Origin of the sequence: Undibacterium sp. TJN25, assembly GCF_049339885.1 — a bacterium.
In the GTDB taxonomy this organism is placed as follows: domain Bacteria; phylum Pseudomonadota; class Gammaproteobacteria; order Burkholderiales; family Burkholderiaceae_D; genus Undibacterium.
The window spans coordinates 62444-79552 of record NZ_JBMPPM010000003.1 but is presented as its reverse complement, the minus strand read 5'-3'; the positions used below and the strand labels follow the sequence as shown (position 1 = coordinate 79552).

The window sequence follows — 17109 nt, the reverse complement described above, 5'->3', positions numbered from 1 at the left end:
GGATCGAGCCCGAGAAGCCGCGCAGCTTCTCGATGCGGCGCATTGCTATACTGTATGCATTCGCCAGAATATCCCTTACGGAAGGAAACCCAATTGTCAGATAGTCCCACGCTGCCCACAGGCCGCTACCGCGCTTTCCTGTTCGATATGGACGGCACCATTATCAGCTCCATTGCCGCGGCCGAACGTGTGTGGGGCGCATGGGCGCAACGTCACGGCCTTGATGTGGAAAATTTTTTGCCGACGATACACGGCGCCCGCTCGGTTGACACGGTGGCGCGGCTGGCGCTGCCCGGCGTGGATGCCGAAGCGGAGGCACGTGCCATCACACAGGCGGAAATCGACGATGTCGAAGGCATCCTGCAGATATCGGGTGCTGCGCAGTTCCTGAATTCGCTGCCTGCGGACAAATGGGCGATCGTGACTTCCGCGCCCAAAGCCCTGGCGGCGAGGCGCTTGCAGGCCGCAGGCGTTCCCGTGCCGGCCGTGCTGGTAACAGCCGAAGACGTGGCTGCCGGCAAGCCTGATCCCGGCGGCTATCTGCTGGCGGCGCGCAAGCTGGGTGTGGCTGCCGCCGATTGCCTGGTGTTTGAAGATGCGCCGGTCGGCATCGCTGCCGGTGTCGCCGCCGGCGCCACGCTGGCCGTCGTTACTGCTACCCACCGCCATCCGATGGATACGCCGCATGCGTCGATCGCCGGCTACGACGGCATCCTCGCCATACAGGATGCGGATGGCTGCCTGCGGCTTGAAAAAAGATCTGCCTGATTTTGTCCTTGGGGGACTGATTAAGTGGCTGATTAAGTGCGGAACTATTTTTGCAGCAGCGGCTGGGCGCGGCGCTGCTTGAACTGCAGCCGGTAATCCGCCGGCGACAAGCCGGTTTCCCGTTTGAACAGGCGGCGGAAAGAACCGGGATCGGCATAGCCTATGCGTTCGGCCACCGTTTCCAGCGTTAGCGTCGAGGTTTCCAGCAGGCGCTTGGCCAGGTCGATTTTCAGCAATTGCGAATATTCGGTCGGCGTGCTGCCGAGCGCCTGGTGGAAATGCCGTATCACCGTGCGTTCGCTGACCGCCAGGTGCGCGGCCAAATCCTGCAGGCTAAACGGCAGGTCCTGGCGCTTGCTCATCCATTTTTGTGCACGCAGCACCAGCGCATTGCTGTGCGGCTGGCTATCCTGCTGCGTCATGCTGATGCTGATATAGGGCATTTGCGACGTGCGGTTGGCATCGATGAGCATGCTTTTGGCGCAGATGGCGGCAATGTCCTGCCCGGCGTAACGCTGCACCAGGTGCAGCGCCAGGTTCAGGTAGCTGGTGCCGGCGCCGGTGCAGATCAGCCTTTCATGTTCCGTCATCACATCCGCCAGACGCAGTTCTACTTGCGGGTAACGTGCGCGGAATGCGCGTTCCAGCCACCATGTAGTCGTTGCGTGACCGCCGTCCAGCAGCTGTGTTTCGGCCAGCAAAAAGCTGGCGCTGCAATTGGCTGCCAGCACGCTGCCCTGGCTATACCTTTGCTGCAGCAAGGCCAGCATGGGCTGCAGCAGCGCCAGGTTGGCGAGCAGGCCGGACACGCCCTTGTCGATATAGATGCCCGGCAGCAGCACGACATCGACGCCGGTGGCAGCGGCATCGATGGCGCCGTCTGCTTCCAGCCGTATGCCGGATGGCGTCCTGACCCCTACACCGTCCAGCGAGCGCAGGCTCCATTTGAACAGCGGCCCGGCCTGCCCGCCGTTCTTGGATGCCCAGATTGCATTGGCGGCAGCAAAAATATCCAGCGGGGCGGTCACGGCAGAGGCCATGCAGTTCGGATAGATCCACAATTCGATATTGCACATCGCTGAATGCCCCTGTTGTCAGTTTCGGCTTGAATTGAGTCAATACTGACACTATCCGGCTTTGCCCGCAATATCTACAATGGATTATCAATTCTATTTGCATCGGGCAAGCATCATGGTGAAAGACAAATTTTCGGCGGAAGCCTATAACCAGGCCGGCAAGGATTTCCTGCCCGGCCACCTGGGTATTGTCATTAAGGCCATGGCGCAGGGCGAAGTGCGGGCGGAACTGCCGGTAGTGCCGCACCTGATGGCGCCCAATGGCTTCCTGCACGCCGGCAGCGTGGTGACATTGGCGGATACCTGCTGCGGCTACGGCTGCGTGGCCCACCTGCCGGACGGCGCCAGCGGTTTCACGACGATAGAACTAAAATCCAATCACCTGGGTACCGCGCGTGAAGGCGTGATCCAGTGCGTGGCAACGGCAGTGCATCTGGGCCGGACGACCCAGGTCTGGGACGCGACGGTCAGCCAAAACGGCAAAACCATCGCGCTGTTCCGTTGCACACAGATGGTCTTGTTTCCTAAAAAATAGAGGCAGTCATGGCAGAAGCAGAAACCACTCAAACTCATAGCGTGCTGGAACAGTGGCTGGCGCGCGAAGCCGAAGTACGGGCCGCGATTCGCGGCTACGGCGTATCGAGCATGGAGCAGATGAAATCGCGCAGCGGGTTTGAATTCCTGGATGCCATCATCAAGGGCGAGCTATTGGCCGCTCCGATAGCCGAGACGCTGGGCTTTCTCGCGATAGAGGGCGAACCCGGTCGCATTGTATTCCAGGGTACGCCCGGCCGTGAGCACTACAACCCGCTGGGCAGTGTGCACGGCGGCTATTTCTGTACCTTGCTGGACTCGGCGGTGGGCTGCGCGGTGCAATCGGTATTACCGAAAGGCGTGGGCTACACGACGCTGGAAATCAAGGTCAACATGATACGCGCAATGACGGACAAGACCGGCCCGGTCCGGGCTGAAGGCAAGGTGATACAGGTAGGCAGCCGCGTGGGTACGGCGGAAGGGCGCATTGTCGATGCGAACGGCAAGCTGTATGCGCATGCAACGACGACCTGCCTGATTTTTCCTTTGCCATAACAGAGGCCAAGGGATTCAGGAGCCAAGCGGCGCGGCGGGCTTCAGCGATTACCGAGGCTGCTGCAGCCGTTACTGACGTACCAGCCCTGCTTTTTCCAGCCGTTCCGCCAGTTCTTTTGCTGCCAACCAGCGTCGCGCCGGCGCAGGGTGGCTGCGGCTGTCGAAATTTGGCTTGGCGCTGTTGCGCGATAGTTTCCTGAAATACCCGGCCAGCCTCATGGGTGGCCAGCCGGTGCGCCAGGCGAGTTTCAATCCTTCGCTGTCGGCTTCCAGTTCCTGCGCGCTGTTGAAGTCGTCCAGCTTGCGCATCAGCGCTTCATCATTGTCCACCGCATATTCCAGCTCGGCAAAGGGCTTTTGCCGCCATGCGGGTTCGATACGCATCGCTTCTTCGTATTCCTTCAGGTTGTGCTGCTGTATCGCATGCTGCATTTCGTGCGCCAGCAGCATTGCCAGTTCGGCGTCGTCCAGGCGCTGGCTACTTACGAATTGCTGGCCAACCAGCAGCTTGCCGCCCGCCATGCAAAAGGCGTTTTCGTCAACGTCGGCGCTGGTATGGATTTCCCAGGCCCAGCCCGCGGTGTGCGGGTAATCGGTGGCGGCGCGGGCGATCAGCGGTTTTGCTATGCGGTCCACCCGCACCAGAAAAGCGGCGTCGCTGTCCAGCGCGTAACGGTTTGCGATTTCGGATACGCGTTCGCGGTACAGGCGCGCAGCCCCGGCGGCGACTTCTTCCTGCGTCAGCGCGCAGGCGGAAGCGCACAGCAACGGCATCAGCAAAAGAATCAGCATGCGTGGCATGGCTTAGGACGGGGATGTGATGGTGGAATGGTAGCAGCAAACGGTGGAAATGCTCGTATGCCCGCGGGCGGGGAGTGGAAATTCGCTGGTGCTGCTGAAGCGGCGCTTCTGTCTCTATCCAGTCAGGCGGAGAGATAGCCTGACCGGACAGAGGGAGAAAGACGAGCTCTTTATTGGCTGTTTGCTGCTTCCTTTTCCTGCAGCGCGCGCCACATTACCTTGCCGGTGCCGGATTTTGGCAGCGTGTCGACGAATTCGACGATGCGCGGCGTTTTGTAGGCAGCCATCTTCTCATGCGACCAGGCGATGATTTCTTCCGCGGTGATGTCGCTGCCCGGTTTCCGGACGACGATGGCCTTGACCGTTTCGCCGCGGTAGGCGTCGCGCGAGGCGATGATGCAGCATTCCTGGATGGCTGGATGCTGGTACATCATCGATTCCACTTCAGCCGGCCACACCTTGTAGCCGCTGGCATTGATCATGCGCTTGAGCCTGTCGGTAAAGAAAAAGAAGCCTTCTTCATCCACATAGCCGAGGTCGCCGCTACGGAAAAAGCGTTTGCCGTCCAAATCGGCAAAGGATTCCGCGGTCTTTTGTGGGTCATTCCAGTAGCCTTTGAATACCTGCGGGCCGTTGATCCAGATCTCGCCGGTCTCGCCCTGTTTCACCTCTTGCAGCGTGACGGGATCGACGACGCGTGAATCGGTGCTGAAGTAAGGAATGCCCAGGCATTGCTGCTTCATCCTTTGCGGCGGGTTCAGGTGCGAAGGCGCCATGGTCTCGGACAGGCCGTAGCCTTCCATATACGTCTGGCCCGTCAGCGCCAGCAGCTTTTGTGCAATCGCAGCCGGCATTGCGGCGCCGCCGCCGGATACCCGGCTCAGCTTGGAAATATCGTATTCGGCCAGGCGCGGATTGGACAGGAAATCGATCATCATCGCCGGCACCAGCGTCCAGCTGGTCACCTGGTAGCGGGTAATCAGCTGGCCTGCCACATCTTTGTCCCAGCGCGGCAGGATCACCAGCGCGCCGCCGCAGTAGACGGCGCCGTTCATCACCGACTGCATGCCGGTGACGTGGAAGAAAGGCAATACGGCCAGTGCGACCATGTCCGGGTTGATGGAGCCGGACCACACCGGGCTGCCGACGACGTTGAACATCACCGATGCATGCGTATGGATGCAGCCCTTGGGTTTGCCGGTTGTGCCGGAGGTATAAGGCATGCAGGCCAGGTCTTCCGGGCCTGCCAGATGTGGGCCGGGAGCCTGCTGCGCAGCGATTGCGTCTTTCCAGGAGATAACGCCGGCCTGTACCGGCACCTGGCGCGGCGCGCTGACAAAGTCGGGCACGGCCAGGTCGGTCGATGCCGGCAGGAAATCGGAGTAAGTGGCCACCACGGCATGCTGGAGGATGGTGCTGCCCACCAATGGCAGCATGCGCGGGAAGATATCCTGCGAGGCAATGGCGACCTTGGCGCCGCTATCGGCAATGTAGTGTGCCAGTTCGTCGGTCATCAGCATGGGATTGACCGGCACCACCATCGCATCGGCGCGCATGATCGCATAGTAGGCGATGACGAACTGGGGGCAGTTCTGCATGTCCAGCAGCACGCGGTCGCCGCGCTGCACGCCGCATACCTGCTGCAGGTAGCCGGCCAGCGCCAGCACTTCGGCGTTAAATTCGGCGTAAGTCAGCGTCCTGTCGTAGAAAATGATGGCTGGCTTGTGCGGATAGCGTTTTGCGGAAATTTCCAGGTTGGTATAGACGCTGGTTTCAGGGGCCGTCAGGAAGTGCGGCAGGCCGGTGGGCCAGTGCGGGTAGTGCAGGGTATTCATGTCTCGTGTCTCTTTTATAGTGGGTTTTGAATCCTTGTTTCGCACTAGAGTGCCACATCTAAAAGATTTTTGCACGGTCGTTCACAAATTTGCAACGCAAAAACGACCCCGCCTGTCACACTTGAATACTCCTACATTTCCAGGCTCAGCGTCACCGAGCCGTATTTGTGCGAATTGACCTGCGTCGTAAATTCTTTACTGTTGATGTAGTGCGCATACGCGACCTTGCCGCCGCGCCATTGCCATGCAAAGCCCAGCGCCGCATCGCCTGTCAGGTACTTTTTGTGCACCGAGGGGCTGGACGAAAAAGTATTGCCGTCCAGGAATATATTCCTTGCCACCAGACGTCCGTCGAGTGCCAGGAAAGCGTGCACGCCGCTGGTGGCATAGCGGCTGCCCTCACCCTCTATGGGGGAGTTGCTGTCGCCGCCAGGTCGTATCGGCGCCGAGCCGAAATCGTCAGGCAGGCCGGTGCCCAGACGGAACTCCATGCCTGCATTGGCATAAGTCTGCACATTGCCGAGGCTGGCGCCGTAATGCGAGATGGCGTCGAAGTGCAGCACGCCGCCGCTGCCGGCCTTGGACACTTTGTATTTGCGTTCGGCGACCAGTTGCAGGCCGAGTTCATTGTGCAACTGGTTGTCCCAGCCGTAGAACAGGCCGATGCCGCGCAGGTTGTGGATAAAATCCTGCGTCTGCTTGCCCAGCGCCGCCGGCCCCACCACGCCGATATTGACTTCCACGGTGTCCATGCGGTCCAGCTCGACATCGAGTTTTTCTGTCAGCCGGTTCGGCAGCGCTCCCTGCGGCGGTACGCTTTTGCGGGCGTTATAGCCCAGGCCGAGATACAGCCAGCCTGCATACGGGCGGTCATTGGGAATGACATCGCGGCGCAGCCTGTCTTGCGGCGTATACATCGACTGTCCCAGCGTGACGACCATGTTGCGCGACGTGAAGTCGCCGGGATGCACCGCAGTAAACAGCGAGTTGAGCCCCTTGATCCATTCCGGCAGGCAGGCCGCCTCGGTATAGCTGCGCAGGTTGGACGACACCCAGGACAGCTTGACGCCGTTGGTGTAGTCGCGGTCGGTACCGGTGAACAGGTCGTTTTCAAAATACAGGTTGCTGACCGACGGATAGGAAATGAACTCATTCACGCCCTTGCGGATGCCGCTGCATTGCGATTCGATATCCGCCATTGCGGGCTGGACGGCGGCGGAAGGCTGGGACGCGGGGACTGGCGGATTTTCCTGCAGGGTCTGGGCTGTTACGGTGGGCGCAAGCAGGGTAAATAAAAACAGCGCAGGCGCGGCAATCAATAAAGGTTTAGTCGTTCGCATTCATTTCCTGGCTGGACGCGGATTGGTTGCAGGGGTAGCTTCCCTGGGTTTTCTGGACGGCTTGCCGCAGGTGGAGTCCGCGGTCTTGTCGAAATCGTCCCAGCAGGGCTCGTCGCCGAATTGCTCGATCAGGTAGTCGACAAAAGTCCGCACCTTGGCCGACAGATGCTGCCGGCTCGCATAGACCGCCTGTATCATGCTGGCCGGCGGCACATAGTCGGCCAGCAGGTGCACCAGTTTCTTGTCGCGAATATCGTTGCCGACGATGAAGCTGGGCTGCAGCACCAGCCCCATGCCGCCGACTGCCGCTTCGCGCAGGATGTCGCCGTTGTTGGCATTGATGTGGCTGCCGTTCAGCTTGACGGTATAGGTCTTGCCTGCCTTGACGAAGGTCCAGGCATCCGGACTGCTGGCATAGCTGTAGCGCAGGCATACATGCTGCTGCCGTTCTATGTCCTGCGGCGTCTGCGGTGTGCCGTATTTTTTCAGGTAGGCGGGAGACGCGCACAGGATCAGCCGGGCAGGCGCAATCTTGCGCGCGACCAGGCTGGAATCCTGGATGCGGCCTATGCGTATGCCCAGGTCATAGCCTTCATCGACGAGGTTGACGACACGGTCGGACAGGGAAATGTCGAGCTTCACGTCGGGATAGCGCTGCATGTATTCGGGCAAGATGCGGCCGAGATGGTTGACCGCAAAGGACATCGGCACCGTCATGCGCAACGTGCCGGTAGGGTTGGCGGCGCTCATGCCGGCTTCCAGCACCGCATTGTCGATATCCAGCAAAACCTGGTGGCAGCGCTCCAGGTAATTACTGCCGGCCTCGGTCAGGCTCAGGCGGCGGGTGCTGCGGTTGAACAGGCGTGCGCCTATATAAGTTTCGAGGTCGGCGATATAGCGGGTGACGGAGGGATTGGACGTATCCAGCGCCCTCGCCGCGCCGGAAAAGCTACCTGCTTCGGCCACTTTGACGAACATGCGCATCGCTTGAAACAAGTCCATTTGCACCCCTTTTTATTATTCAGGAAACCGGAATAATTATTTTCTCACATCCCCATTTTTCTATCAAACTGAAGAATATATGCTGTGTCCATGGTGCAGGCGATACCCGTCGCGCCCAGCCTCATTCCATCAACCGACACAGGAGACTTATCATGAACGACAAAAGCAGCCAGTTCGCCGCCACGCTATTGCGTGCAGGTTTCGGCATTATCCTGATTGCGCACGCCTTGCTGAAGGTGCTGGTGTTTACCATGCCCGGCACGGTGGGTTTTTTCGTCAGCCAGGGTTTTCCCGGCTGGATGGCTTACCCGGTGGTGGCAATAGAATTTCTCGGCGGCGTGGCGCTGGTGCTGGGTTTCCAGACCCGTGCGGCTGCGCTGGCGACGCTGCCTGTCTTGCTGGGCGCGCTGACGGTGCACGCCGGCAACGGCTGGGTGTTCAATGCGCCTAACGGCGGCTGGGAATATCCGGCATTGCTGGCAGTACTGGCTGTCGTTGTCGCCCTGCAGGCCGGGCTGGGTGTGGGAATAGCTTCCATCTCCAGCCGTCGTGATGCGGTTTTGCCCAGGCACGCTGCCTGAACCGGAATACGCGCTTGCGGAACTACATTCAGGCCCCAAGTACCTTAAATATGGGTTTATATAGGTTTAACGACTTAGGCTCAACAAATTAACACCCGGCCGAAGGAAGGCAAAAACAGCCTTCCTTCGGTTTGTGGCTCTGTTACCGAAAGGCAGGAAACAATGTCCGATTCAGCACGCATGCCGGCAATCTTCTTTGGGCACGGCAGTCCGATGAATGCACTGGAAGACAATCGCTATACACAGGCCTGGGAAGCTTTTGGCAAGCAGTTCCCCCGTCCCAAGGCCATCCTTGCAGTGTCCGCTCACTGGACCACGCGCGGCACCGCGGTTACCGCTGCCACCGCACCGGTGACCATCCACGATTTCGGTGGATTTCCACAGGCGCTGTTCGATGTGCGCTATCCGGCGCCGGGTGATCCTGCCTTGGCTGCGCGGGTGGCAGAATTGCTGGCGCCGCTGCCGGTCGGCATGGACCAGCAATGGGGGCTGGACCACGGCACCTGGTCGGTGCTGGTGAAGACTTATCCACAGGCCGATATCCCCGTCGTGCAACTCAGCATCGATATTGAAAAACCGCCTGCCTACCACTTTGCACTGGGCCAGAAGTTGCAGGCTTTGCGCGACGAGGGTGTGATGATCATCGGCACCGGCAACGTTGTGCATAACCTGCGCCGGCTGGACCGGGATGCTTCCGGCCAGGGCTGGGGCTGGGCGGCGCGTTTCAACAATGCGATACGAAAGTACTTGCAGGAGGGCGACTTGCAGGGTGTCGTCAACTACCAGTCGCTGGGGCAGGATGCCTTGCTGTCCGTACCTACGCCTGAGCACTTCCTGCCTTTACTGTACATCCTCGGCAGCAAGGCGGAGGGGGACGTGCTGGACATCCCCTTGGACGGGATGGAGATGGGCGCTATCAGTATGTTGTCGGTGGTGGTTTCTTAACAGGGCTGGGCGGCCATATCAGGCAACTTTTTGCTGCAAGCTCAGCCCTTCTCAGAGGCGCATTAGCCGGCAAGCTGTTCAAAGCACCCAGCCAGGAATGCCGTCACTGCCTGTATGCGCGGCGCGTGACGTAAATCATTGTGGACGGCGATCCAGACTTCCCGCTCCAGCGCCGCACCGGTATGCGCCAAGCGCGCCAGGCGTTCGTCCTGTCCGCCCATAAAGTCGGGTAGGACGGCGATGCCTACTCCGGCCACTGTCGCTGCTGCCTGTATGGCGAGATCGTTGCTGCGCAGGACAATGGGGGCGGAGCCTGCGTGAGCCAGCAGCCAGCTTTGCTGCGGCGTATCGTCCATGCTGATGTCGTAAGCGATATAAGTGGGGGCATCGGCGCCATGGGCTGCCAGATAGGCGTGTGAGGCGTAGAAGGAAAAAGTCACCGTCGCAAGCTTGCGCACCACTAGTTCGGCGTCGACCGGCCGGCTCAGGCGTATCGCAATATCCGCTTCTCGCCGCACCAGCGACACATTACGCGTTTCGCCGCCCAGTTCGATATGCAGGTCGGGATATCGGCTGCGCAATTCTCCCAGGCGCGGCGCGATGAGCGCTGCCGCCATTGTCGGTGGTGCACTGACCGTAACCTCGCCCGCTACGCTGGACTGGCCGGCCGATGCCGTCCGCTCAACCGCGAACGACTCCAGTTCCATACGCTTGCCAAGCTCGGCAATGCGCTCCCCATCCGGCGTCAGGAAATAGGCGCGCGGCCTCCTTTCCACCAGCTTGAGACCTAATGCACTTTCCAATGCGGCAACGCGGCGGGCCACGGTCGCGTGGTCCACCTTGAGCTGGCGCGCCGCGGCAGAGAGCGATTTCCCTTGGGCAAATACGGTGAAATGGCGCAAGTCTTCCCAGTCAAACATGGGCATTTCCTCACAAGCTAGGTGAAATATTGGGGAATTCCGCTCCTTCGGCGTCCTCTGTAGGATAGCAAATATCTGCACGAAGGCCTACGGCCAGGAGAAAGAATATGACTACGCATCAAACAGTGGCGGTCCCCCGGGGGACCGCCGTTCATCGTCCGCCGCCCTTGACAGGGAGCTGGAAAATTGCCGCCGCCGCATGGATGGTGACAGCGGTTTTCATCTTGTCCAATTCCGCCATGCCGCTATATGTGCACTGGCAGCGGCAATTTGCTTTTTCGTCCGCCACGCTGACGGTGATTTTCGCTTCTTATATCGCAGGCCTGCTCGGCGCGCTGCTGGTCGCCGGTCAGTTGTCCGACCGGCTGGGACGCAAGGCGGTGCTGGTTCCCGGTTTCCTGATCGCCATGGCGGCCTGCGGCCTGTTTGCCGTGGCGGACTCGGTTGCGGCCTTGATCGCGGCGCGTTTGCTGACCGGGGTCGCTGTCGGCATCATCGTGTCTTCCGGCATGGCGGCAGTGGTGGACGTGGGTGGCCCGGACCGCAAGCGCCAGGCATCGCTGGCCGCCTCGGTCGCCATGGTGCTGGGCGCCGGGCTGGGGCCTTTGCTGGCCGGCACGCTGGCGCAAGTGATGGATAGTCCTGTTGCGGTGATCTTCGGCATCGAGTTCCTGCTGCTGGCGACGGCGCTGGCCGTCATCGTTGTCATGCCCCTGCCTGGCGCTCCGCGCGGCAACGGTGCCGTTCCCGCCGGGCGCTTGCGCCTGCCATCCGTGCCCGCGAGCAATCGGATGGATCTGGCACTGGGCATCGCCGTGTTTGCGCCGGGAATTTCGGCTACGTCGTTTGTGTTGTCGCTGGGGGCAGCATTGTTGTCCAGGCTGTTGCACGTCAGCAGCCCGATGGTAGCCGGTGGTATGGCCTGCCTCATGTTCATGAGCGCGACCGGCGTGCAGTTCGCCGTCAAGAAACTACCGATGCGCAACATATTGCTGCTTGGCGCTGCGGCGACGGCCCTGTCCATGGTGGCCATGATACTGGCTGTGCATGCCGCCGCGCCTTCCATGCTGCTGGCCGCCGCCGTTCTGGCAGGCATGGGCCAGGGGCTGGGCCAGCTGGGCGGATTGACCTTGATCGGCATGAAAGTGCCGGACCAGCAGCGTGCCCAGGCGAATTCACTACTGAATATCGGCGCCTATATTCCGGCAGGGTTGCTGCCGGTTGCCACCGGTTTCTTGATTGACCATGCCGGCCTGGCGGTGGGCGCCACCGCATTCGCTGCAGTGCTGATTGCAGCTGCCGTAGCGGCAGCAGGCTTTGTCGCGGCACGCCTGCCACGCTGATGGCCTCTGGAGTCATTGAGAAAATCCACCCCTTTTTTGAGGTCAACATGAACAAGCAGGATTCTGTAAAAATTGTCGAAGCTTTTTGGGCCGCGGTCTGGCAAGGCAAAGACTTTGACGCGATTGACCGCTTCTGCGCCGAGGATGTCATAGTCACGTCCGGTGGCGTAGACGTCGTCTCAAGAGCCAGTTTTAAAGTGTGGGCGAAGCAGTTCAACCACCTTATCAGTGGTCTCGAATTCGATGTCGTCGAGACTTTTCAAAACGAAGACGGCAGTCGGGTAGCTTCGCGCTGGCGCGTCAGCGGCAGGAATAACGGAATGTTCGGCCTGCCGGCGGACCAGCGTGAAGTCAGCTTTACCGGAACGGCAATCTGGCAAATCCGCGAAGATGGCAAGTTGCTGCACAACTGGGTTGAGCGCGCCAGCTGGGAAGCGTATACCACGCTCAGAGCGGGCTGAATTGCTGTATCAGGCAGCCTTTTCCTGCAGGGTAAGCCTGACTTCCAGGCCGCCTTCGGGGATGTTGACCAATTGCAGCGAGCCGCCGTGTTGCTGGGCGATATTCTGGGCGATGGTGAGTCCCAGGCCGGTGCCGCCGGTATCGCGCGAGCGTGAAGTTTCCACGCGGTAGAAGGGCTCGAATACCTTGTTCAACTGGTCCGGCGGGATACCGTGGCCACCGTCGCGGACGCGGATCTGTATCAGTTTCTTACCGGCGTCGGTGACGGCTTCGGTACTGACCTTGGCGTACTGGCCATATTTAACGGCATTGTCGATCAGGTTGATCAGGCAGCGGCGCAATGCTACCGGCCTGGCCATGACCGTGATGCCGGGTTTGCCGGCGAAACTGACTTCCTGGCCGGCATCCACTGCATCGGCGCAGACGCTGTCGATCAGTGAGTCCAGGTCCAGCGGTTTCAGCGGTTCATTGCTGTCCATGCTGCGGGCCAGGTCCAGGCCTTCCTTGACCATCGCCTGCATTGCCGACAGGTCGTCGATCAGCTTGTCGCGCAATTCGTTGTCGTTGACCTTTTCCAGGCGCAGGCGCAGGCGCGTCAGTGGGGTTTGCAAGTCATGCGTGATGGCCGCCAGCATGTGCGTGCGCTGCTGTATGTGGTGGCGGATGCGCGACTGCATGGAGTTGAATGCATGGGTGGCCTGCACGATCTCGCTCGCGCCTTTTTCTTCCAGCGCCGGATGGTTGATATCATTCCCCAGGTCCTTGGCCGCCTGCGCCAGCTGTTTCAGCGGATGCATCGTCATGCGCGAGATCAGGAAGGCCAGTACGGCAATGCTGAGCAGGAACAGCGCCAGCGACACGACAAAGTCCGTGCTCAGCGGCGGCACCGGGCTGCGCGGTGGAATCACCGTCAGGCGCACCGTCGTGCCGTCATGCAGCGTGATGCCTATTGCTTCGCAGGGGCCGCTGACACCGCGTGCTTCCGGCGACAAAGGCGCCGGGCAGTTGCTAGGATTCATGGGCATGAACTGCACATGGAAGTTTTTGCTCAGGCGCTCCAGCAGTGCGCCGGCAAACGGCGTATGCGGCTCGGCGTCGGGGATGGTGGCCGGTAGTTTTGCAATCTGCAGGCCCAGCCGGGGGGCCGTGCTCAGGAAGGATTCGCGGTTGTCCGAGGGCAGCGCATCCAACGCCAGTATCAGTTGCTCAGCCCGTTCCACCGAATGGGACTCCCGGTACTGGGCGATGGTTTTTTGCCGCTCGCCGAAGGCCAGCCACCAGGTCAGCGCGGTAGAGCTCATGACGCCGAGCAGCAGGATGGCGAATACCCGCCCTGACATGGAGCTGAGAATTTTCATGAATTAATTCTCGGGCGTGACGGCGACGGACAGTACATAGCCGCCATTCCTGACCGTTTTAATGATTTGCGGCGAGCGCGCATCTTCACGCAGCTTTTGCCGCAGGCGGCTGATCTGGATGTCGATGGAACGGTCGAACGGATCGGCATCGCGGCCATGCGTCATGTTCAGCAACTGGTCGCGGTTCAATATCCGGTTCGGGTGGTCCAGGAAGATGCCCAGCATGCGGAATTCGGCGCCGGACAGGGCGATCACCATGCCTTCGGGGCTGATCAGGTGGCGCGCGGTCAGGTCCAGCGTCCATTCGGCGAATTTCAGTTTCTGCACCTGCTCGCCATTGACGCCCAGGCTGGAAGTCTGTGTGCGCCGCAATACGCTGCGCACGCGGGCCAGCAGTTCGCGCGGCTCAAAAGGTTTCGGCAGATAGTCGTCGGCGCCCATCTCCAGGCCCAGGATACGGTCCAGCGGTTCGCCGCGGGCAGTCAGCATGATGACCGGCACCGAAGACTTGGCGCGCAGGTTGCGGCACAGCGTCAGGCCGTCGTCTCCCGGCAGGTTCAGGTCCAGTACCACCAGGTCCACATGGTGTTCGTCCAGCATTGCCCACATGGCAATGCCGTCCGCCGCGGTTACGGTATCGTAGCCATTGCCGTTCAGGTAGTCTGCCAGCAGACTGCGGATATCGCGGTCGTCGTCGACTATTAATAACTTGGTAGGTGTATCCATGCTTGCCATCATCACTTATGTTTGCTTGTGTAAAACGCATCTCACTGCCATTGATGAAATGAGTTTTAGCTATTATGGAGGCATACGCCCCATATAAAAAGGGATTTTGTATCCACTTGTTATGATAATGCCGGGCTGAAACAGTGCGAAACAAACGATCCTGCCCCCCTCCCCGATTGTTACTTTGCGATACAAAGCCCATGGGCAGAGACACTTGCCAGTTACATAATCAGGTCAACATGCTTCCCATGTGCAAGGCACATAAAGCCTGCAACCAGCTTGCCGCAGCAGCCCGGTCTTCACCGGCATCCGCGGCGCTCTACAAGCAGCTTTAATTCACTCACCAAGGAAGATCATGAAATCGCTGAAAAACAAATTCTTTATAGGATTGACCGCATTGACGATGACCGCCGGCGCCTACGCACAAAGCGCTTCCGCACCGGCCGCCCCCACTGCTGCCCCTGTAGCCAAGCATGCCGGCATGGACCGCGCCAAATGGGCAGAAAAAATGAAGGCTCGCATGGCCAAGCACCAGGCTGAGCTGCATGCCAAGCTGAAGCTGACCGCCGCCCAGGAACCGGCCTGGAAAACCTTCATCGACGCCACCGCGCCAGGCCCCATGCCGATGCATAAGCCGGAAGACCGCAAGGCTTTCGACAAGCTGAATACGCCGGACCGCATGGAAAAGGGCCTGCAAATGATGAAAGAGCACCAGGCGAAGATGGAAGCGCATCTGGCTGCGCTGAAAACTTTCTACGCTGTGCTGACGCCTGAGCAGCAGAAAACTTTTGATGCTGCGCATCGGCATATGCATGGACATCGGGGTAGCTGGGGGCATCATGGCGGTGGGGCTAAGCCTGCTGACAAGAAGCAGTAATTTGATGCTGTCTTATGTTTGATTGCGGGTAGTTGATTTTTGGGATCGCTGGCCGGGGGTAGCCCGGCATGCTACTTACTTTTTTTGCTTCGCCAAAAAAAGTAAGCAAAAAAAGGCGACCGCAAGCCTCGCCCCTTCGGGGTGCCCGATTGTGCAGTACAAAAAATGGGAAACAGACGAAACTCGCCTGCGGCTCAAACAACGTCTGTTTCTGATCCATTTTCTGTACCGCACAATCGGCGAGGCTCCGAGCGGTTAAACGTCAAGAGCAACGACAGAGTCAAGAACAGCAGCAATCAGATTCTCCAGAATTTGAAGAAGCGAATCTGTTAAAGCTAAATCGGTTGGGGTGGTTGTTGGGGGTGTTTTTGATGCTGCAGTTGCGGCTGTTTTTGAAGTTAAATCCGCTCGGGACGCTGCATTTTGCTGCGTTACAGAAAATGGATCAGAAACAGGTGTGTCTGAGCGCAGCGAGTTTCGCCTGTTTCCCATTTTTTGTAATGCAGCAAAATGTGATGACGCACAGCGTCATCACCCGAGGGGCAAGTCTGCGGTCGCCTTTTGTTTGCTTACTTTATTTTGGCGAAGCAAAATAAAGTAAGTGGCCGCCGGGCCACCCCCGGCTTGTACCCACGTTAGTGGAATTCAAATAAGCGAGCCGCAATTTCAACGAAGCGCTAAGCAAACTTACGCGCAGCATCCAATCCCAATCCCGCCCCAATACTCCCAAACAAATCCCCTTCCACCTTCTTTGCCGACGGTACAAGCGCTCCGATGCGGTCGCGCAGGCCGCGTACGCCGCTGGAGCCGCCGGTGAAGAAGACGGTGTCGACTTCGGCTGCCTTGACGCCGGCATCGCTCAGTACCTTGCTGACTGCCTGCTCGACGCTGGAGATCAGGTGCGAGATGGAGGCCTGGAAGCCGGCTTGGTCCAGGCTCAAGCTGCAGTCGGTGCCGCGTTTGTTGCGCAGGCGCTCCAGCGGCAGGTCGATGCTGTCCTGGCCGGACAGCAGGATCTTGCCTTCTTCGGATTTCAGCGCGAGCCAGTGGCCATCGCGCTGTTCTATCAGGTACAGCAGGCGGTCGAAACGGGCGCGTACATTGGCGTCGCTGATGTCGCGGTACACGTCTTGCAGCTCGCGCCAGATTTTTTGCGTGTAGTTCAGGTTGATCGTGTGCCAGGTGGCCAGGTTGAAGTAGTAGCCGGACGGCACATCGGTATTGCTGCCGAGCCGGCCGCCCAGGCCCAGCAGCGGCATTACATGGCCCAGGCTCAGGTATTTGTCAAAGTCGGTGCCGCCTATGTGCACGCCGCCGTTGCCCAGGATGTCGTCGCGCCGCTCCGCTTTCTTTGCGCGTTCGGGCGACAGGCGCACCAGCGAAAAGTCCGATGTACCGCCGCCGATGTCGGCAATCAGCACCAGTTCTTCCCTGTCTATCCGGGATTCATAATCGAAAGCGGCGGCAATCGGCTCGTACTGGAAGGCGATGTCGCGGAAACCGGCGGCGCGGGCGATTTCTTCCAGCGTGGATTCTGCCTTTTTATCGGCGGCGGCGTCGTCATCAATGAAGTACACCGGGCGGCCCAGCACGGCTTGCGTAAAGACCTGGCCGGCGGATTGTTCTGCGCGTTTTTTCAGCTCGCCGATGAAATAGGCGAGCAGCTGGCGGAAGGGCAAGGCCCTGCCCTGCACCTCGGTCTGGCCGTCGATCAGGCTGGTGCCCAGCAGGCTTTTCATTGAGCGCATCAGGCGCCCTTCGTAGCCGGCCAGGTAAGTCGTCAGCGCGGCGCGGCCATAGCTGACCTGGTCGTCTTCGGCATTGAAGAACACCACCGAAGGCAGCGTGACCTTATCCTCTTCCAGCGCCAGCAGCGCAGGCGTGCCGGGCTGGTGCCAGCCTACGGTTGAATTGGAGGTGCCGAAGTCCACTCCACATGCAATTGCCATGACGCTTCCTGATTAAAAATTGGGCACGGATTATAGA

18 protein-coding genes are annotated in these 17109 nt (G+C 59.8%); 9 read left to right on the top strand and 9 right to left on the bottom strand.

Annotated features, from left to right (window positions below):
* Positions 1–93 precede the first annotated feature (93 nt).
* Positions 94–768 (top strand): HAD-IA family hydrolase, encoded by a 675-nt coding sequence (locus ACO0LO_RS07360; protein WP_422963563.1) that lies wholly within the window; start codon positions 94–96, stop codon positions 766–768.
* A 44-nt stretch (positions 769–812) separates the two neighbouring features.
* On the opposite strand, the gene ACO0LO_RS07355 is transcribed toward ACO0LO_RS07360, so the two are convergent.
* On the bottom strand, positions 813–1844 hold the full coding sequence (locus ACO0LO_RS07355) for a GlxA family transcriptional regulator (protein WP_422963562.1): 1032 nt from the start codon (positions 1842–1844) through the stop codon (positions 813–815).
* A gap of 115 nt (positions 1845–1959) precedes the next feature.
* Between ACO0LO_RS07355 and ACO0LO_RS07350 the strand changes: the two genes are divergently transcribed.
* The gene (locus tag ACO0LO_RS07350; RefSeq protein ID WP_422963561.1) at positions 1960–2379 is read left to right on the top strand and encodes a PaaI family thioesterase; all 420 of its coding nucleotides are present in this window, start codon (positions 1960–1962) and stop codon (positions 2377–2379) included.
* 8 nt (positions 2380–2387) lie between these two features.
* A complete protein-coding gene (locus tag ACO0LO_RS07345; protein WP_422963560.1) occupies positions 2388–2933 on the top strand; it encodes a PaaI family thioesterase in 546 nt (181 codons plus the stop codon).
* Positions 2934–3002: 69 nt separating this feature from the next.
* Here the strand turns inward: ACO0LO_RS07345 and ACO0LO_RS07340 are convergent, their stop codons facing one another.
* From ACO0LO_RS07340 to ACO0LO_RS07325, 4 genes are all read right to left on the bottom strand, one after another.
* Positions 3003–3725, bottom strand: coding sequence for a M48 family metalloprotease (locus ACO0LO_RS07340; protein WP_422963559.1), 723 nt, complete (start codon positions 3723–3725; stop codon positions 3003–3005).
* Positions 3726–3904: 179 nt separating this feature from the next.
* Positions 3905–5569, bottom strand: coding sequence for a long-chain fatty acid--CoA ligase (locus ACO0LO_RS07335; protein ID WP_422963558.1), 1665 nt, complete (start codon positions 5567–5569; stop codon positions 3905–3907).
* A gap of 131 nt (positions 5570–5700) precedes the next feature.
* Entirely contained in the window at positions 5701–6909 is a 1209-nt protein-coding gene (locus ACO0LO_RS07330) for a lipid A deacylase LpxR family protein (RefSeq protein ID WP_422963557.1), read from the bottom strand.
* The gene (locus ACO0LO_RS07325) at positions 6910–7911 is read right to left on the bottom strand and encodes a LysR family transcriptional regulator (protein ID WP_422963556.1); all 1002 of its coding nucleotides are present in this window, start codon (positions 7909–7911) and stop codon (positions 6910–6912) included.
* A 152-nt stretch (positions 7912–8063) separates the two neighbouring features.
* On the opposite strand from ACO0LO_RS07325, the gene ACO0LO_RS07320 reads away from it, so the two are divergent.
* Both ACO0LO_RS07320 and ygiD read left to right on the top strand, forming a co-directional pair.
* The gene (locus ACO0LO_RS07320) at positions 8064–8492 is read left to right on the top strand and encodes a DoxX family protein (RefSeq protein ID WP_422963555.1); all 429 of its coding nucleotides are present in this window, start codon (positions 8064–8066) and stop codon (positions 8490–8492) included.
* A 162-nt stretch (positions 8493–8654) separates the two neighbouring features.
* Positions 8655–9437 (top strand): 4,5-DOPA dioxygenase extradiol, encoded by a 783-nt coding sequence (gene ygiD / locus ACO0LO_RS07315; protein ID WP_422963554.1) that lies wholly within the window; start codon positions 8655–8657, stop codon positions 9435–9437.
* Between the two features lie 62 nt (positions 9438–9499).
* Here ygiD and ACO0LO_RS07310 read toward each other — a convergent pair whose 3' ends face one another.
* Positions 9500–10357: a LysR family transcriptional regulator gene (locus ACO0LO_RS07310; protein ID WP_422963553.1), complete on the bottom strand. Its 858-nt coding sequence runs from the start codon at positions 10355–10357 to the stop codon at positions 9500–9502.
* A 107-nt stretch (positions 10358–10464) separates the two neighbouring features.
* Here ACO0LO_RS07310 and ACO0LO_RS07305 point away from each other — a divergent pair, with 107 nt between their 5' ends.
* Both ACO0LO_RS07305 and ACO0LO_RS07300 read left to right on the top strand, forming a co-directional pair.
* A complete protein-coding gene (locus ACO0LO_RS07305; protein WP_422963552.1) occupies positions 10465–11700 on the top strand; it encodes an MFS transporter in 1236 nt (411 codons plus the stop codon).
* 47 nt (positions 11701–11747) lie between these two features.
* A complete protein-coding gene (locus ACO0LO_RS07300; protein WP_422963551.1) occupies positions 11748–12161 on the top strand; it encodes an ester cyclase in 414 nt (137 codons plus the stop codon).
* 9 nt (positions 12162–12170) lie between these two features.
* Here the strand turns inward: ACO0LO_RS07300 and ACO0LO_RS07295 are convergent, their stop codons facing one another.
* Together ACO0LO_RS07295 and ACO0LO_RS07290 are read right to left on the bottom strand one after the other, a co-directional pair.
* A complete protein-coding gene (locus tag ACO0LO_RS07295) occupies positions 12171–13520 on the bottom strand; it encodes an ATP-binding protein (RefSeq protein ID WP_422963550.1) in 1350 nt (449 codons plus the stop codon).
* A gap of 3 nt (positions 13521–13523) precedes the next feature.
* A complete protein-coding gene (locus ACO0LO_RS07290; protein ID WP_422963549.1) occupies positions 13524–14246 on the bottom strand; it encodes a response regulator in 723 nt (240 codons plus the stop codon).
* Between the two features lie 355 nt (positions 14247–14601).
* Here ACO0LO_RS07290 and ACO0LO_RS07285 point away from each other — a divergent pair, with 355 nt between their 5' ends.
* Both ACO0LO_RS07285 and ACO0LO_RS07280 read left to right on the top strand, forming a co-directional pair.
* A complete protein-coding gene (locus ACO0LO_RS07285; protein WP_422963548.1) occupies positions 14602–15123 on the top strand; it encodes a Spy/CpxP family protein refolding chaperone in 522 nt (173 codons plus the stop codon).
* A gap of 368 nt (positions 15124–15491) precedes the next feature.
* Complete coding sequence (locus tag ACO0LO_RS07280; RefSeq protein WP_422963547.1) at positions 15492–15719, top strand: hypothetical protein; 228 nt, start codon at positions 15492–15494, stop codon at positions 15717–15719.
* An 81-nt stretch (positions 15720–15800) separates the two neighbouring features.
* Here the strand turns inward: ACO0LO_RS07280 and ACO0LO_RS07275 are convergent, their stop codons facing one another.
* A complete protein-coding gene (locus tag ACO0LO_RS07275) occupies positions 15801–17072 on the bottom strand; it encodes an Hsp70 family protein (RefSeq protein WP_422963546.1) in 1272 nt (423 codons plus the stop codon).
* Positions 17073–17109: the final 37 nt, after the last annotated feature.

What these genes read in the sequence shown, in the direction of transcription:
- ACO0LO_RS07330 (WP_422963557.1), bottom strand. Translation starts at nt 6,909, where the DNA reads ATGCGAACGACTAAACCTTTATTGATTGCCGCGCCTGCGCTGTTTTTA.
- ACO0LO_RS07295 (WP_422963550.1), bottom strand. Translation starts at nt 13,520, where the DNA reads ATGAAAATTCTCAGCTCCATGTCAGGGCGGGTATTCGCCATCCTGCTG.
- ACO0LO_RS07320 (WP_422963555.1), top strand. Translation starts at nt 8,064, where the DNA reads ATGAACGACAAAAGCAGCCAGTTCGCCGCCACGCTATTGCGTGCAGGT.
- ACO0LO_RS07340 (WP_422963559.1), bottom strand. Translation starts at nt 3,725, where the DNA reads ATGCTGATTCTTTTGCTGATGCCGTTGCTGTGCGCTTCCGCCTGCGCG.
- ACO0LO_RS07310 (WP_422963553.1), bottom strand. Translation starts at nt 10,357, where the DNA reads ATGTTTGACTGGGAAGACTTGCGCCATTTCACCGTATTTGCCCAAGGG.
- ACO0LO_RS07325 (WP_422963556.1), bottom strand. Translation starts at nt 7,911, where the DNA reads ATGGACTTGTTTCAAGCGATGCGCATGTTCGTCAAAGTGGCCGAAGCA.
- ACO0LO_RS07345 (WP_422963560.1), top strand. Translation starts at nt 2,388, where the DNA reads ATGGCAGAAGCAGAAACCACTCAAACTCATAGCGTGCTGGAACAGTGG.
- ACO0LO_RS07335 (WP_422963558.1), bottom strand. Translation starts at nt 5,569, where the DNA reads ATGAATACCCTGCACTACCCGCACTGGCCCACCGGCCTGCCGCACTTC.
- ACO0LO_RS07285 (WP_422963548.1), top strand. Translation starts at nt 14,602, where the DNA reads ATGAAATCGCTGAAAAACAAATTCTTTATAGGATTGACCGCATTGACG.
- ACO0LO_RS07355 (WP_422963562.1), bottom strand. Translation starts at nt 1,844, where the DNA reads ATGTGCAATATCGAATTGTGGATCTATCCGAACTGCATGGCCTCTGCC.
- ACO0LO_RS07305 (WP_422963552.1), top strand. Translation starts at nt 10,465, where the DNA reads ATGACTACGCATCAAACAGTGGCGGTCCCCCGGGGGACCGCCGTTCAT.
- ACO0LO_RS07290 (WP_422963549.1), bottom strand. Translation starts at nt 14,246, where the DNA reads ATGGATACACCTACCAAGTTATTAATAGTCGACGACGACCGCGATATC.
- ACO0LO_RS07350 (WP_422963561.1), top strand. Translation starts at nt 1,960, where the DNA reads ATGGTGAAAGACAAATTTTCGGCGGAAGCCTATAACCAGGCCGGCAAG.
- ACO0LO_RS07275 (WP_422963546.1), bottom strand. Translation starts at nt 17,072, where the DNA reads ATGGCAATTGCATGTGGAGTGGACTTCGGCACCTCCAATTCAACCGTA.
- ACO0LO_RS07300 (WP_422963551.1), top strand. Translation starts at nt 11,748, where the DNA reads ATGAACAAGCAGGATTCTGTAAAAATTGTCGAAGCTTTTTGGGCCGCG.
- ygiD (WP_422963554.1), top strand. Translation starts at nt 8,655, where the DNA reads ATGTCCGATTCAGCACGCATGCCGGCAATCTTCTTTGGGCACGGCAGT.